The sequence below is a fragment of the Burkholderia semiarida genome (assembly GCF_029268935.1).
Classification (GTDB): domain Bacteria; phylum Pseudomonadota; class Gammaproteobacteria; order Burkholderiales; family Burkholderiaceae; genus Burkholderia; species Burkholderia semiarida.
This window is the reverse complement of sequence record NZ_JAHLCL010000008.1, coordinates 1,207,251-1,220,657: the sequence shown is the minus strand read 5'-3', so window position 1 is coordinate 1,220,657 and position 13,407 is coordinate 1,207,251. Positions and strand designations below refer to the sequence as shown.

Sequence of the window (13,407 nt, the reverse complement as noted above, 5' to 3'; positions counted from 1 at the left end):
GTCCCGACTTGCGCGGCGCCGCTGGCGCCGCAGCCACCGACCGCCCGAACGTCGCAACGCGCCGGGCACCGATCGCAAGACTGGCCCGAGGCCCGTCTGAACGAACCGATCCCGGCCGCTTGCCGGCCGCCGTCCCGTTTGCGGGAGTCGGCGCCGGGCAGTCGCCGCGGCCGCGGTCAATCACCTTGTCTGGAGGAATTGGTTTGGCAAAAGAAGAACTGCTGGAACTGGACGGAATCGTCGACGAAGTGCTGCCGGACAGCAAATACCGTGTCACGCTGGAAAACGGTGTCGTGGTCGGCGCGTACGCGTCGGGCCGCATGCGCAAGAACCACATCCGCATTCTCGCGGGCGATCGCGTGACGCTGGAACTGTCGGTGTACGACCTTACCAAGGGCCGCATCAACTTCCGGCACAAGGACGCGAATTCCCCGCGTCCGCCGCGAAGCGGCCAGCCGCGCCGCTAAGCGACCACGATCGGCGCGCGGCAGCGCGCACCGATCGTTCCCCGTCCGGCCTCGTGGCCGGACGAACCGGCTGAACGGCACATCGTGTGCCGTTCGTCGGTAGTCGGCGGCGCTGTCGCGCCGCGGCTTCTTCTGTTTCCCCGCCTTTACCGGCGCCGCGTGTGCCGAGCGCGCATGTCACGCGTCATGCCGACCGCTGTACGGCAACTGCCGCCACCGCCGCGCCCGTCAATTGAACCGCCGCGCCGGCGAACATCGCCACCCGCAGGCCGGTCGCGCCGCCGTGCATGGCGGCGAACGCCGTGCCGAGCACCGCGATCCCGAGCGTCGCGCCAGTCATTCGCGCGACGTTGACGAGCGCGCTGGCGGTGCCCGAGCGCGTCGCGTCGACGGCGCCGACCGCAACGGTCATCAACGGGCCCGTCGCGATTCCCATCCCCAGCCCCGTCAGCGCGAGGCCGATTTCTGCGCCGAACAGGCTCGACGCGTCCGCCGACGCGCCGATCGCGGCGAGCCCGCTTGCGATCACCGCGACACCGCTGGCCGTCGTCGCGCGCGTGCCGATGCGCTCGGAAAGCGGCCCCGACCACGGCGATACGACGACGAACACGAGCGCCATCGGCAACAGCGCGAGGCCCGCGCCGATCGAATCGAGGCGGCCGACGCTCTGCCACGTCAGCGGCAGCAGAAACAGCACACCGTACATTCCGAACGTCATGCCGGTGGTCGCGGCGATCGCGCCGCGAAACGCGCCGATCCGGAAAATATCGAGCGGTACCAGGGCGGCTTCGCCGTGGCGGCGCTCGATCGCCACGAACGCGACGAACGACGCAATCGCGATGCAGCCGGCGATCGCGCAGGCGGTCGGCGCTTCGCGGAACACGATCGCCGCATACGCGAGCGCGCCGAGCGCGAGGGCGCCCGCGACTTGCGCGGCGCCGTCGAAATGCCGGCCGTGCGGATCGGACGACTCGGGCACGGCCGGGATCGCGAGCAGCATCGCGGCGATGCTCAGCGGCACGACGACGAAAAAGATGCTGCGCCAGCCGAAGTGCCGGATCAACACGCCACCGAGCGTCGGGCCGATCGCCATCGCGACGCCATTGCATGCGGCCCAGATGCCGAGCGCTCGACCGCGTTCGACCGGGTCGCGCCACACGACGCGCACGATCGCAAGCGATGCCGGCAACAACAACGCGGCGCCGACGCCGGCCAGCGCGCGTGCGGCGATCAGCACCGACACCGACGGCGCCAGCGCGCACAGCAGCGACGCGATCGTGAAGATCGTCGTGCCGGCCATGAAGATGCGGCGGCGCCCGTACAGGTCGGCGAGCAGGCCACCCGTCAGCAGCAACACCGCGTACGTGAGGTTGTAGCTGTCGACGACCCACTGCAATGCGCCGACACCGGCATGGAAATAGGCGCCGATCGCGCGCGTCGCGAGATTGACGACGGCCGTATCGACCTGGGCGACGAGCACGGCGATGCATAGCGCGATCAGCGTCACGCCGCGGCGTTTGAGGGCGTGGTCGGCGAGTGCTGCGGTATCGGTCATGGCGGCGTTCCTCGGCAGGCGCTCGTGCAACTTTGAGCGCCGCCTGCTGCCAGCGTCATGTCAGCAGGCGAGGGCATCAGGCGGTGCAAGCGCCATGCCCGCACCTGCGCATGCGCTCAGGTCGCCACTCCGCGTTCGGGTCGCGAGTGCGTCAACGGCCTGCGTCGATCCTCATCCGGTCGCATACCGCGGCGAGCGCTTCATCGGCATGGTCGTTCGCGTACTTCGGCAAGATAATCGCCGAGCCCATCGGTTTTGATGAACAACGATGCGCGATTGCCGTCGGACGCGCAATCGTGCTTCAGCGAATGCGTCGATGTTCCCGAGCGTGACCGGCTCGATCGCGCGCGACGACTCCGTTGCGACGATTTCGCCGTACGCGGCCGATTGCATGCATGACACTGCGTACACCACCGGCGCCGATACCGATCGATTGCGTCACGCATCGCCATTGGCTTAAGATCGTCGCGAGATCATCCCACGCCTTCAGCGTCAATGAAAAAGAGCATAAGCCTGCGGGTCGCCGTCATCGCTTCCGCCGTTGCCGTGTACAGCGTCTACATGCACATCCAGCAGTTGATCAGCGGCTGCATGTGGGTCAGGGGCCATCAGCGCTGCAGTTTCGAAAACAGCACGAATTTCGAGGGCTGGATGGATCTGGACCTGATGATCACCTGTTGCTGGGTCGCCGCGGCGGTGGTCGGGTGGATCTCCGTTGCGCAGGGCGCGAAGAAGCCGGGTTAGCGACGTCATGCACGTGCTGCTCGATCGAGCAGGCACGACATCCCGCTCGACCGGATCGAATCTGTCAATTCGTGACAACGCGCATGGGCTCGCGAGCGAAGCCGGCGCGCTCGACGCATTCGGGCCCGAAACGAACGCCTGATTCCGCGGCCGTCGGGCGACATCGTGGCGATCTTCGGCGACAGGCGTCGCATCGTGCACTGCGCGAGGGGAGGTTCACGTGCAATTTCCGACAGGATCGGTGGTCGCGCTCAGCTCGGCCGCGGCGACGATGTTCTCGATGGGCATGCTGTTTCTCGGCTACTGGGGATTGCACGAAGCGCTGCCCTGGCGATTCGGCGACTTCGTCGTGATCGTGCCCGCGCTGGCGGGTTTCGCGTGCCTCGCCAGCGTGCCGTTTCTCGCAACATCGCCGATGAAAACGTCCGACGACGAGTCGCGAATGTTCGTCGCGCGACGCGTGTTTCTGTGCGGCGCGGGTGCGGTGTGGTGTGCGATCGTCGCGTCGCTGTTCGTGTGAGAACGGGGTGACGCGACGGCTCTCGGCACAGCCCGGCGAGCGCCTCCCGAAACGTCTTACGTGAGGCCGGAACGCAGGGTTTTCACGCCGCCATGACCGCGTTGCTTTCCCCCATTGCGTGCACTAGATTCGAAGCGTTCGTTTGTTTCAGAGCGCGAGGTGGAGCCATGACGCCGTGGGAGATTCAGGGCACCGAAATGATCAGTTGCAATTGCTCATACGGTTGCCCTTGCCAGTTCAATGCGCTGCCGACCAACGGCAACTGCGAAGCGATGGGCGCGATTTCGATCGACAGCGGACATTACGGCGACGTGGTGCTCGACGGCGTCAGGATCGCGGTGGTGTTCCAGTGGCCGGGCGCCGTTCACGAAGGCCACGGCAAGTGCCAGCCGGTCGTCGACGAGCGCGCCAGTCCGGCGCAGCGCGACGCCGTGTTGAAGATCATGACCGGTCAGGATACCGATCCATTCGCGACGATGTTTTCCGTGTATGCGTCGACGCTCGAGCACGCGTTCGAGCCGATCTTCACGAAGATCGATTTCGACGTCGATGTCGATGCGCGGCGCGGCCGGATTCACGTGGACGGCGTGTTCGACGCGGCGGGCGAACCCATCCGCAATCCGGTGACCGGTGACGAGCACCGCGTGCGGATCGACCTGCCGCACGGTTTCGAATACGAGCTGGCCGAGATCGGTTCGGGCACGGGGCGCTCGCAGGGCAACATCGCACTGAATCTCGACGGAACCTATGCGCAATTCGCGCGGCTGCATCTGAACAACCACGGACTGGTCCGGCATCGCGCCGCGGCATGACGCCGGTCGATACCTGGCTCGCGCGCGAGCGAGCCGTCACGCTGCTCGGCATGGCCGCGCTCGTCGGCCTGTGCTGGTTCTATCTGTGGACGGGTGCGGGAACCGGCATGTCGGCGCGGGAGATGACGGCCGTCGCGCTGTTTCCGCATCGGCTGGCGGACGACATGGGCAGCATGGATCCGTCGCTGCCGACCGTGATCGCGATGTGGTGGGTGATGATGATCGCGATGATGACGCCCGGCGCCGCGCCGCTCGTGATGCTGTACCGGCGCGTGCTGCGGCAGCACGGCGACGGGGCGGCGGGATCGACGTTCACGTCCGTGGCGCTGCTGGCCGGCTATCTGACGACGTGGCTGGCGTTCTCGATCGGCGCGGCGCTGCTGCAGGCGCTGCTGCAGCCGGCCGGGCTGATCTCCGCGATGATGCTGTGGTCGAAGAGCGCGCTCCTTTCCGCCATCGTGCTGGCGCTGGCCGGGCTCTATCAATTCTCGCCGCTGAAACGCGCGTGTCTGCGGCAATGCCGCGCGCCGGCTGCGTTCCTGGTCGCGCACTGGCGCCCGGGCGCTGCCGGCAGTTTCCTGCTGGGCGCGCGGCATGGTGCGGTTTGCGTGGGCTGCTGCTGGCTGCTGATGGCGCTGCTGTTCGTCGGCGGCGTGATGAACGTCGTGTGGATCGTCGCGTTGTCGCTGTTCGTGTTCGTGGAAAAGGTCCTGCCCGGCGGCGATCGTATCGGCCGTGTGCTGGGTGTCGTGCTGATCGCGTGGGCCGGTGTGACGTTGATCGTGTGAGGTGCGGCGCGTGCCTGCGGAAGAAGCATGTCGAGCCGGACGGGAGATGCTCGATGAAGATCTGCTTTCATGCTGTTGCCGTGTCGTGCGCGATGGCGATCGTTGTCATGCCGGCGCTCGCGGGCGGCGACATATCCGGCATGAACCCGCGCGACACGACCATGTCCGCGCCGGACACGAAGGTGACCGATGCGGAGGTGAAGCACATCGATGCCGCGCGACGGCTCGTGACGCTGAAGCACGGCGCGCTCGACAACCTCGGGATGCCGCCGATGACGATGACGTTCAAGGCCGGCGACGCGGCGATGATCCCGCCGCTGCATGTGGGCGACAAGGTCCGGGTTCGAGTGGAAAACGTCGACGGCACGCTGACGATCGTGAAGCTGGCGAGGCGGCAGTGACGAGGATGCGGCGCGTGCACGGAGCGACGCCGTCGGTTTTTCTCTGCACGTGCTACGTAACCGAGGGCCAGCGCGGCGCCGATTTCCGGCATGGTCGCCCGTGTCGTCGGTACCACACCGGCGACCGTGGTCAACGGTCGTGGGGCCGCCGCGGGCGGCGGGGCGGCCCGCGCTCGTTCATTTCCTGACGATATCGGCCCTTGCCGCCGGCCGTGCCAGCCCGCGCGCGGGCAGCGGCGTCGACATCACGATCGACGTGCGCGTTTCGCCGTACAGGTTGATGCGTTCGATCAACTGTTCGAGATGGGCCATGCTGACGGCGACGAACCGCATCACATACGAATCCGCGCCCGTCACGTGATGGCATTCGACGACTTCGGGAATCGTCTCCAGCAGCTTGAGGAACTTCGCTTTCGCCGGTTGCGGCACCGTAATGCCGATCAGCGCGCTCACCGGATAGCCGGCCGCGGACGGATTGATCCGGGCCGTATAGCCTTCGACCACGCCGGCTGCTTCAAGACGCTTCACGCGCTCCGTCACCGCCGGCACCGACAGGTGAACCTGGCGCGCGAGCTCCGTATAGCTGATGCGCCCGTTGTCCTGCAACAGCGCCAGTATCTTCCAGTCCAGATCGTCCATCGCGGCGGGCGTTTTTAAGGTAGAGCCGCCATTCTTCCTTAAAAACCGCATTCAGCGAGGGCCGGACTTTCCCTACGATGCCTGTTCGATCCACCGAATGTCGCAAGGAGCAGGCGATGCTGTTCATCAAATCCGTCGTGATGGGGCTGTCGATCGCGGTGCCGGTCGGCCCGATCGGCATGCTGTGCATTCAGCGCAGCCTGAGCCGCGGTTTCCAGGCGGGATTCGCGACGGGCATCGGCGCCGCGTGCGCCGACGCGATTTACGGCCTGCTCGGCGCGCTGGGCGTCGCGGGCATCGTCACCGCATTTCCGATGCTGACCGTCGGCCTGAAAATCGGCGGCGGCGCGTTTCTCGTGTGGCTCGCGTGGACCATCGCGCGCCAGGCGCCGGCCGCACCGGCCGGGCCACGCGACGTGCCGCGGACGACCGTCCTGCGCGATTTCCTGACGACGTTCGGCCTCACGCTGTCGAACCCGATGACGATCGTGTCGTTCGTCGGGATCTTCGCGGCGCTCGGCCCGCTGCCGGGGGCACGGGAAGGCGCGATGTGGGCGACAGTGGCGTGGATGGTCGCCGGCGTGTTCGTCGGCTCGGCCACGTGGTGGCTGTGCCTGAGCAGCGCGACCGCCGCGCTGCGCACGAAGCTGTCGTTCGCGTTCATGCACGGGCTGTCGCGCGCGTCGGCGGCCGTCGTCGCGGTATTCGGCGCGATCCAGCTCGCCGCGGGCGTGCGCGGGCTGATCTAGGTGCACGGCGCGGCGCGGGGCGACCGGATCGCGTCACCCGCCAGATTTGCCGCATTCGATCCGGGGAGCCGGCGATCCGGCCGATGCCGATGTCGTCCTTGTGTGCTTGCCCGTTGATCGCCGGCTCAATTCGATCCGTGCGGATTCAAGTGCGCGTGCACGAAGCGCGCGATTTCCTGGCTCAGGTCGATGTCCTCCGGCGCGCCCATGAACCCGCCGTGCGGCATGCCCTCGAACACGTGCAGCTCCGTCGGCACCTGCGCGCGCCGCAACGCGCGATGCAGGCGCACGGCGTTCGACAGGAACAGGTCGCGCGTGCCGCTCTGGATGAAGGTCGGCGGGAAGCCGGCGGCGAAATCGCCGAACAGCGGCGACAGGTACGGATGCGCGAGATCGGCGCCGTTCGCGTAGAGCAGGTTGTTCGCCATCAGAGGCGCCGGCAGCACGACATCGACGAGCCGGTTGGTCTCGAAGCTGTCGCCGGATTCGGTCAGGTCGGCTTCCGGCGACAGCAGCACGAGCGCGGCAGGCAGCGGCAAGCCTTCGTCGCGGGCACGCAGCACCATCGCGGCGGCGAGATTGCCGCCGGCGGAGCGGCCGCCGATGACGACGTTTTCCGGTGCGTGATGCGCCAGCACGTAAGCATAGGCGGCGATGCAGTCGTCGAGCGCGGCCGGATACGGGTGTTCCGGCGGCATCCGGTAGTCGACGCCGTAGCAGCGGATGCCGAGCCGGTCGGCCTGCATCTGCGCGCCGGCGCGGCACGCGGCGCCGCCGCCGACGACCAGCGCGCCGCCATGCAGATCGATGTAGGCGCAGGCGCCGGAAGCCGCGGCGTCGGGTGTCGCGACATGCACGTCCGCATCGCCGACGCGGATCGTCTCGACGCTCGAGCGCAAATAGCCGGCGAGTTGCTCGACCGCGGCCGTGTAATGCGCGTCGGCACCGGCCTTCACGCGCATCCATGCGTCGATGTCGTCCGGCGCCGGCATCACGTGCAACGCATTCAGCGGCACCCCGTCGTCGCCGGTCAGGCGTTGCAGCGCGGCGCGTGCTTCGTCGCTGATCGAGGTCGGGAAGGGCACGACACGGCTCGGCAGCACGACGCCGTCGGGTTTGTCTTTCATTGCTTGGATTCCGTTCGGTACGTCATGCGGCCGAAGGCCAGTGGCGCAGCATCACGTCGAGCGCATCGAGGCTGCGTGCCCACGACACGTCCGAATCCGGCGCGCTGTGCGAGAAGCCGCCGGCGCTTTCGAGCGTCACGTAGCCCATGAAGAAACCGCCGAGCAGGCGGATCGCATGCGCCTGTTCGCTATCGGGCAAGCCGTAGCTGCGCAGCACCGCTGCCGTCATCCTGACGAGTTGCCCGCCCGCGCTTGCGGCGGCGCGCCCGCCGCTCACCGGATGGCGCGCGGCCGCGAAGCGGCCCGGATGCGCACGTGCGTAGTCGCGATAGACGTTGGCGAGCGCGGCCAGCGCGTCCTTGCCGGTGCGGCCGGCCAGCGCGTCGGCGGCGCGCTCGGCCAGCTCCTGCAGCGCGAACAGCGCGATCCGGCTCTTGAGATCGTCGAAGCTCGCGACATGGGAATACAGGCTCGCCAGCTTGACGTCGAAATGCCGCGCGAGCGCTGCGCCGGTGAGTTGCTCGAAGCCGGTTTCATCGGCGAGCTGCGCGCCGGCTTCGACGAGCTTGTCCACGGTAATGCCGGCACGCGCCATGACGAATGCTATGCAGGTTAGTCAAAGAACTAATTCTATTAGCTTTTGCCGCGCTGTCAATTTTCCGCGCGTGCCGGTGTGGTGCGTCGCGCCGCTGCGTGCGGCCGTCAGAACGTATAGCTCACCTTGCCGAACGCGGTGCGCCCGAGCGTGTTGTAGCCGTACGCGGTCATGTATTGCCGGTCGAACAGGTTCGACAGCGACGCCGACACCGTCAGGTGCGAATTGATCCGGTACGACGCTCGCAGGTTCACCGTCAGGTACGACGCCAGATACTGCCGGTTGGCCGGGTCGTCGAACGTCGAGCCGCCGTACAGCAGCGACGCGCCTGTGCTCAGCGCGTGCAGCTTCAGTTCGTCCCACGTGTGGTCGACGTTCAGGCTGACCGTTTGGCGCGGCCGGCGGCTGAGCCAGGTCTGGTTGGTCTCGTCCTGCGGATTCAGGATGCCGACCGCGACGCTCACCGGCGTCGAGCGGCCGATCGTTCCCTTGTACGACAGGTCGATGCCCCGAATGTGCGAACGGCCGATGTTCATCGGCGAGAACGTCGCCGGGTTGTACGCGATCAGGTTGTTGACGCGCGTGTCGTAGATCGCCGCGGTGAACGTGCCGTACGCCGTGTTCGCGTCGAGCGCGGCCTCGACCGACGTGCTGCGTTCCGGGCTGAGGCTCGGATTGCCGTAGCCCGGGTAGTACAGGTCGTTGAACGTCGGCAGGCGGAACGCATTGCCGTACGACATGCGCGCCGTATAGACCGGCGTGATCGCCCACGACAGCGCGGCGTTGCCGGTGTTCACTGCTTGCCCGGCGATGATCTCGTGACGGCCGGCGACGAACATCGTCACGTTGCCGAGCGTCGCCGACTGGTGCAGCGAGAACGCGGAATCGTTGCGCGTCGGCACGCCGCCGGGAATGTCGACCGGCAGGAACGCCTGTTCGCGCGTGAAGTCGTACGCGAGCTTCGATTCGCCCGACAGCGGCAGCCCGAACAGGTGGAAACCGTGCGCCTGATGGGTCAGCGACGTCGACGTGCTGATGCGCTGCGAATTGATCTGGTCCGTCGCGAGGGCCGGGTTGTCTGCGTAGATGAACTGGCGATCGTTCGCATAGCCGAACGACTGGTCGAACTGCGTATCGGGCGTGATGTCGAGATGGAATGCAACGCCGGTCGTCAACTGGTGATCGCGCTCGCGATTCGCGTAGCCGCTGTTGTCGAAGGACAGATCGGAGCGGTGGTACAGCGCGAACGTCGAGATCGACCAGTTGTCGCGCGCATAGCCGAGCCGCGCGTCGAGATCCTGCGCGTGATACGGATTGCGGCCATCTTCGTGACCGTAGAAGAAAGGCCGCGTCGCATCGATGCCGGCCGTGTTGTAGTCGTGCAGCCCGAGCGAATAGGTGAGCCCGCCGAGCGCGGCCAGCGGCCCGGTCGACGGCACCGTGCCCGACGTGCGGAACTGCGTGTCGAACGTCTTGTTCGAACCGCCGCCGAACGACACGGTGGTCTGGTTCGGCTGGTCGGCGGCGCGGCGCGTGAAGAGCTGCACGACGCCGCCCATCGCGTTGTTGCCGAACGATGCGGCGGCCGGGCCGGAGATTACCTCGACGCGCTCGAACGCTTCGGTCGGCAGGTCGGCCCACGGCGCGATGCCGGTGGTCGGCGAGCCGATCCGGATGCCGTCGATGAACACCGCGACCTGGCTCGCCGACGAGCCGCGGATGCTGACCGACGCGGACGAGCCGGGCCCGCCGTTCTGCGCGACGGTCACGCCCGGCAGCGTCGCGAGCGCCTGCGTGATGCTCGGGTCGGCCGGCGACAGCCGGTCGAGATCCTCGCGCGTGAGCACCTGCGTCGACGCATAGCGCCGGTCGAACGATTCGGGCAGGTGCCGCGTGTCGGTCACGCTGATCGCGGGCAGGTCCGCGGCTGACGCCGGTGCCGCGGGCTGCGCAGGCGCCGCGTCGCCGGCCGCATGGGCGAGCGGGGAAAGCAGCGCGGTGGCGGCGGACGTGGCAAGCAGGTGACGAAGGTTCATGAGACAGCGGGACAAAGCGTGTGACGTGTACGGCGATCGTGAGCCGGGGGCCGGCAGGGGATGCATGCCGACGGCGCGTCGGGGCGACGCTTCCGGCCGGGAAGCGGATTCGGGAACGATGGACATCTGACGGATCCTGAGGTCGGGTCGTCCATGCAACGGGCGGCCGCCAACGGCGGTGCTTGCACATCGGGACACCCCGCCCGGTGCGGCTGCTGGACCTCGGGTCGATGGCAGGTCTCCTGGCTCGCGGGTCGCCATCCGTGCGGGCCTTCCCGGTTTCCCAGTGGCATGCGGTGGCACGGATTCGCCGCTCACAGTTGCGGGGGCAGCCGCAGATTCGAGACGTCGCCTCGCCTGCGTTCCCTTTTGATCCCATCCCTGGGAACCATCAGCGCGCAAGGGTAATGGCGCGCGGTCGGGCACGTCAATCGTCCGGGCGCGCGGATGCGAAAAAACGTCATTACCCGGTGTCGGCTTTCCGGATGCTTGCGTTCGAGGTGCCCGGGCGGCGTTTCAGGTCTGAAGAAATGGTCGGGTTCCAACGCATGCCGTCGCGCCCGGGCGGCGGCGATCGCGCGCGTATTCATGAAGACGCCTTCAGACCGACTTCGGGACGACGACGTAATCAGTCCGCGGCGCGAAACCTGGCGCGACGTGGAGGCGGGGCGGTGCGCGCATGACAGGATCTTCATGCGCGCCGTGACGCTCAGGCCGGTGCCGACACCAGCGCGCAGAAGTTCTCGAGATCGACGTTGCCGCCGCTGATCACCACGCCGACGCGCTTGCCCTGCAGCGCGTCCTTCATCCGTCGCACCGCGGCGAACGCCAGGCAGCCGGTCGGCTCGACGACGAGCTTCATGCGCGTGGCGAAGAAGCGCATGCAGTCGACCAGCTCCGCGTCCGTCGCGGTCAGGATGTCGTCGACGTCGCGGCGCAGGATCGGGAACGTGAGGTTGCCGACGTGCTGCGTCTGCGCGCCGTCGGCGATCGTGCGCGGCGTGTCGATGTGCACGATCGTGCCGGACCGGAACGATTGCTGCGCGTCGTTGCCGGCTTCGGGCTCGACGCCGTACAGCTTCGCGTGCGGCGACAGCGCGCGCGTGGCGAGCGCGGTGCCCGACAGCAGCCCGCCGCCGCCGAGCGGCGTGAACACCGCGTCGAGCGGGCCGACTTCGTCGAACAGTTCCTTGGCCGCGGTGCCCTGGCCGGCGATCACGTCCGGGTGATCGTAGGGCGGAACCAGCGTGAGCCCGTGCTTTTCCGCGAGCTCGCGCCCGATCTGCTCGCGATCCTCGGTGTAGCGGTCGTAGGTCACGACGTTGCCGCCGTAGCCGCGCGTCGCGGCCATCTTCGCGGCCGGCGCGTCCTGCGGCATCACGATCGTCGCGGGAATGCCGAGGATGCGCGCCGACAGCGCGATCGCCTGCGCATGGTTGCCCGACGAGAACGCGACGACGCCGTGGCGGCGCTGTTCCGCGTCGAAGCGCGACAGCGCGTTGAACGCGCCGCGGAACTTGAACGCGCCCATGCGCTGCAGGTTCTCGCACTTGAAGAACACCTGCGCGCCGAGCGCGTCGTCGATCGTCCGCGACGTCATCACCGGCGTGCGGTGCGCATGGCCTTCGAGCCGGGCCGCGGCGGCGGCGACGTCGTCGTACGTGGGGAGAGTCGGAGAATTCATGGTCGCTCGGGGTCGAAAAAGTCAGTCAATTGGAATGCGGGGCGCGCCGCGTCACTTCGCATCGTTGTAGACGGTGGCGCGCGACACGCCGAGATGCTGCGACACGATTTCCATCGCGCGGCGCACCTCGAGGAAGCCGTCCGCCTTCAGCGTGTGCATCAGCTCGCGGCGCTGGTCGGTCTTCAGCTCGCGCGGCGTCGTCGCGAGGCGTGTCGCGAAGGCGTCGATGCGCTGCCGGATCGCGTCCGCGCCGGCCGGGTCGAGCGTTTCGACGACGGCTTCGCCGTCCGTGCGGCAGAACTGGCTCAGCATGCCCTGGAAGCCGCGGAACAGCGTGACGTCGGCATTCAGGCACAGCGCGGCCACGTAGCGCCCGGTCGAATCCTTGATGCCGATCGACGTGCTTTTCGCAGTGCGGCCGTCGGCGAAGCGGTTCGGATAGTTCGCGAGCACCTGCGGGAAATCGTCGTCGGCGATGCGCGCGAGGCCGAGTTCGGTCGCCGGGTCGCCGACCGCGCGCCCGGACAGGTTGTTGTGAATCGCGAGGATCGCGTGCTCGGGCGTGCGCAGGTCGTGCACGACGACCTCGGTGAACGGCGCGAACATCTCGCCGAGCCCTTCGGCGATGCGCTGCACCTGCTCGATCAGCGATGCCTGCTCCGACAGCAGCGGTTTGCGGTTCGTGCTCATGCGTGCTCCTGCGGGGCGGGCGCGTCCGTCGTCTCGGGGCGCGTGATGTCGGCCAGCAGCGGGCGCGCGATCCGGACGTAGTCGGCCGTGTCGAGCACGACCGAGCGGTCGAGGCGGCCCGCGTTGAACGCGATCTCGGCGTTGCGCTCGACCAGCGCCGGATCGACGACGAGCGTCACGTTCGCATCGAATACGAACGGCGGCACGGCGCCCATCACGCAGCGCGTGACGGCGGCCGCGAGGTCGGGCGAGGCGAGCGTCGCCTTGCGCCGGCCGACCGCATCGGCGACCTTGCGGAAGTCGATCTTCAGGTGGCCGGGAATCACCGCGAGCGCGGTGGCGCCGCCGCCGTCCTTGAACGTGCAGAGCATCGCCTTCGCGCCCTGTTCGGGGCGCGTGCCGCGCAGCGCGGCGATCGCGTCGGATTTGCCTTCCGCCGGATGCTCGAGCACGCGGAAACGCGCGCCGGAGGTAGTCAGCAGTTCGCAAAGCGTGTCGAAAACGGGAGAGTCGTTCATGGCGCTCCGGGAGGCGGGCAGAGGCGCAGACGCGCGTGAATCAAAGAATTGTCCAAGTATAGACGTTTTGTCGCAGCCATGA

The 13,407-nt window shown here is 67.8% G+C and carries 16 protein-coding genes and 1 riboswitch; of the genes, 7 read left to right on the top strand and 9 right to left on the bottom strand.

Features of this window, described 5'->3' with window-relative positions; genetic code table 11:
* The first annotated feature begins 203 nt into the window (after nt 1–203).
* Complete coding sequence (gene infA / locus KPB06_RS28735; RefSeq protein WP_006483034.1) at nt 204–467, top strand: translation initiation factor IF-1; 264 nt, start codon at nt 204–206, stop codon at nt 465–467.
* Between the two features lie 184 nt (nt 468–651).
* Here the strand turns inward: infA and KPB06_RS28730 are convergent, their stop codons facing one another.
* Both KPB06_RS28730 and KPB06_RS34585 read right to left on the bottom strand, forming a co-directional pair.
* Nucleotides 652–2,022, bottom strand: a complete 1,371-nt coding sequence (locus KPB06_RS28730; RefSeq protein ID WP_060009377.1) for an MFS transporter — start codon at nt 2,020–2,022, stop codon at nt 652–654.
* 171 nt (nt 2,023–2,193) lie between these two features.
* A complete protein-coding gene (locus KPB06_RS34585) occupies nt 2,194–2,415 on the bottom strand; it encodes a hypothetical protein (protein ID WP_143328753.1) in 222 nt (73 codons plus the stop codon).
* Nucleotides 2,416–2,517: 102 nt separating this feature from the next.
* Between KPB06_RS34585 and KPB06_RS28720 the strand changes: the two genes are divergently transcribed.
* The 5 genes from KPB06_RS28720 (at nt 2,518) to KPB06_RS28700 (ending at nt 5,287) form a co-directional block, all read left to right on the top strand.
* Nucleotides 2,518–2,766, top strand: coding sequence for a hypothetical protein (locus tag KPB06_RS28720; RefSeq protein WP_059585077.1), 249 nt, complete (start codon nt 2,518–2,520; stop codon nt 2,764–2,766).
* Between the two features lie 220 nt (nt 2,767–2,986).
* The gene (locus KPB06_RS28715) at nt 2,987–3,286 is read left to right on the top strand and encodes a hypothetical protein (RefSeq protein WP_059585078.1); all 300 of its coding nucleotides are present in this window, start codon (nt 2,987–2,989) and stop codon (nt 3,284–3,286) included.
* Between the two features lie 167 nt (nt 3,287–3,453).
* Complete coding sequence (locus KPB06_RS28710) at nt 3,454–4,098, top strand: DUF1326 domain-containing protein (RefSeq protein WP_059585079.1); 645 nt, start codon at nt 3,454–3,456, stop codon at nt 4,096–4,098.
* Nucleotides 4,095–4,886, top strand: a complete 792-nt coding sequence (locus KPB06_RS28705) for a DUF2182 domain-containing protein (RefSeq protein WP_059585080.1) — start codon at nt 4,095–4,097, stop codon at nt 4,884–4,886. The genes KPB06_RS28710 and KPB06_RS28705 overlap by 4 nt, the downstream gene beginning before the upstream one ends.
* A 53-nt stretch (nt 4,887–4,939) precedes the next feature.
* Nucleotides 4,940–5,287 carry a copper-binding protein gene (locus KPB06_RS28700; protein WP_059585081.1) on the top strand — a complete coding sequence of 116 codons (348 nt, stop codon included), beginning with the start codon at nt 4,940–4,942 and terminating at the stop codon, nt 5,285–5,287.
* A 177-nt stretch (nt 5,288–5,464) separates the two neighbouring features.
* On the opposite strand, the gene KPB06_RS28695 is transcribed toward KPB06_RS28700, so the two are convergent.
* On the bottom strand, nt 5,465–5,926 hold the full coding sequence (locus tag KPB06_RS28695) for an Lrp/AsnC family transcriptional regulator (RefSeq protein WP_059585082.1): 462 nt from the start codon (nt 5,924–5,926) through the stop codon (nt 5,465–5,467).
* 116 nt (nt 5,927–6,042) lie between these two features.
* Between KPB06_RS28695 and KPB06_RS28690 the strand changes: the two genes are divergently transcribed.
* Entirely contained in the window at nt 6,043–6,675 is a 633-nt protein-coding gene (locus tag KPB06_RS28690; protein WP_124862021.1) for a LysE family translocator, read from the top strand.
* Between the two features lie 125 nt (nt 6,676–6,800).
* Here KPB06_RS28690 and KPB06_RS28685 read toward each other — a convergent pair whose 3' ends face one another.
* The 6 genes from KPB06_RS28685 to KPB06_RS28660 all read right to left on the bottom strand — a co-directional run bounded on the left by KPB06_RS28685 (nt 6,801) and on the right by KPB06_RS28660 (nt 13,325).
* Nucleotides 6,801–7,802 carry an alpha/beta hydrolase gene (locus tag KPB06_RS28685; protein ID WP_275905813.1) on the bottom strand — a complete coding sequence of 334 codons (1,002 nt, stop codon included), beginning with the start codon at nt 7,800–7,802 and terminating at the stop codon, nt 6,801–6,803.
* Nucleotides 7,803–7,824: 22 nt separating this feature from the next.
* Nucleotides 7,825–8,376 carry a TetR/AcrR family transcriptional regulator gene (locus KPB06_RS28680; RefSeq protein WP_226290679.1) on the bottom strand — a complete coding sequence of 184 codons (552 nt, stop codon included), beginning with the start codon at nt 8,374–8,376 and terminating at the stop codon, nt 7,825–7,827.
* Nucleotides 8,377–8,504: 128 nt separating this feature from the next.
* Nucleotides 8,505–10,433: a TonB-dependent receptor domain-containing protein gene (locus tag KPB06_RS28675; RefSeq protein WP_275905814.1), complete on the bottom strand. Its 1,929-nt coding sequence runs from the start codon at nt 10,431–10,433 to the stop codon at nt 8,505–8,507.
* Nucleotides 10,434–10,648: 215 nt separating this feature from the next.
* Nucleotides 10,649–10,841, bottom strand: a riboswitch (cobalamin riboswitch).
* Between the two features lie 301 nt (nt 10,842–11,142).
* Nucleotides 11,143–12,117 (bottom strand): threo-3-hydroxy-L-aspartate ammonia-lyase, encoded by a 975-nt coding sequence (locus KPB06_RS28670; protein WP_275905815.1) that lies wholly within the window; start codon nt 12,115–12,117, stop codon nt 11,143–11,145.
* A gap of 51 nt (nt 12,118–12,168) precedes the next feature.
* Nucleotides 12,169–12,807, bottom strand: a complete 639-nt coding sequence (locus tag KPB06_RS28665; protein ID WP_059574349.1) for a helix-turn-helix transcriptional regulator — start codon at nt 12,805–12,807, stop codon at nt 12,169–12,171.
* Nucleotides 12,804–13,325, bottom strand: coding sequence for a YbaK/prolyl-tRNA synthetase associated domain-containing protein (locus KPB06_RS28660; RefSeq protein ID WP_275905816.1), 522 nt, complete (start codon nt 13,323–13,325; stop codon nt 12,804–12,806). Before KPB06_RS28660 ends, KPB06_RS28665 begins: the two co-directional genes overlap by 4 nt.
* Between the last annotated feature and the right edge of the window lie 82 nt (nt 13,326–13,407).

Excerpts from the sequence above, each read along its gene's own strand:
- KPB06_RS28730 (WP_060009377.1), bottom strand. The coding sequence starts at position 2,022 with ATGACCGATACCGCAGCACTCGCCGACCACGCCCTCAAACGCCGCGGC.
- KPB06_RS34585 (WP_143328753.1), bottom strand. The coding sequence starts at position 2,415 with ATGCAATCGGCCGCGTACGGCGAAATCGTCGCAACGGAGTCGTCGCGC.
- KPB06_RS28720 (WP_059585077.1), top strand. The coding sequence starts at position 2,518 with ATGAAAAAGAGCATAAGCCTGCGGGTCGCCGTCATCGCTTCCGCCGTT.
- KPB06_RS28710 (WP_059585079.1), top strand. The coding sequence starts at position 3,454 with ATGACGCCGTGGGAGATTCAGGGCACCGAAATGATCAGTTGCAATTGC.
- KPB06_RS28705 (WP_059585080.1), top strand. The coding sequence starts at position 4,095 with ATGACGCCGGTCGATACCTGGCTCGCGCGCGAGCGAGCCGTCACGCTG.
- KPB06_RS28700 (WP_059585081.1), top strand. The coding sequence starts at position 4,940 with ATGAAGATCTGCTTTCATGCTGTTGCCGTGTCGTGCGCGATGGCGATC.
- KPB06_RS28695 (WP_059585082.1), bottom strand. The coding sequence starts at position 5,926 with ATGGACGATCTGGACTGGAAGATACTGGCGCTGTTGCAGGACAACGGG.
- KPB06_RS28690 (WP_124862021.1), top strand. The coding sequence starts at position 6,043 with ATGCTGTTCATCAAATCCGTCGTGATGGGGCTGTCGATCGCGGTGCCG.
- KPB06_RS28685 (WP_275905813.1), bottom strand. The coding sequence starts at position 7,802 with ATGAAAGACAAACCCGACGGCGTCGTGCTGCCGAGCCGTGTCGTGCCC.
- KPB06_RS28675 (WP_275905814.1), bottom strand. The coding sequence starts at position 10,433 with ATGAACCTTCGTCACCTGCTTGCCACGTCCGCCGCCACCGCGCTGCTT.
- KPB06_RS28670 (WP_275905815.1), bottom strand. The coding sequence starts at position 12,117 with ATGAATTCTCCGACTCTCCCCACGTACGACGACGTCGCCGCCGCCGCG.
- KPB06_RS28665 (WP_059574349.1), bottom strand. The coding sequence starts at position 12,807 with ATGAGCACGAACCGCAAACCGCTGCTGTCGGAGCAGGCATCGCTGATC.
- KPB06_RS28660 (WP_275905816.1), bottom strand. The coding sequence starts at position 13,325 with ATGAACGACTCTCCCGTTTTCGACACGCTTTGCGAACTGCTGACTACC.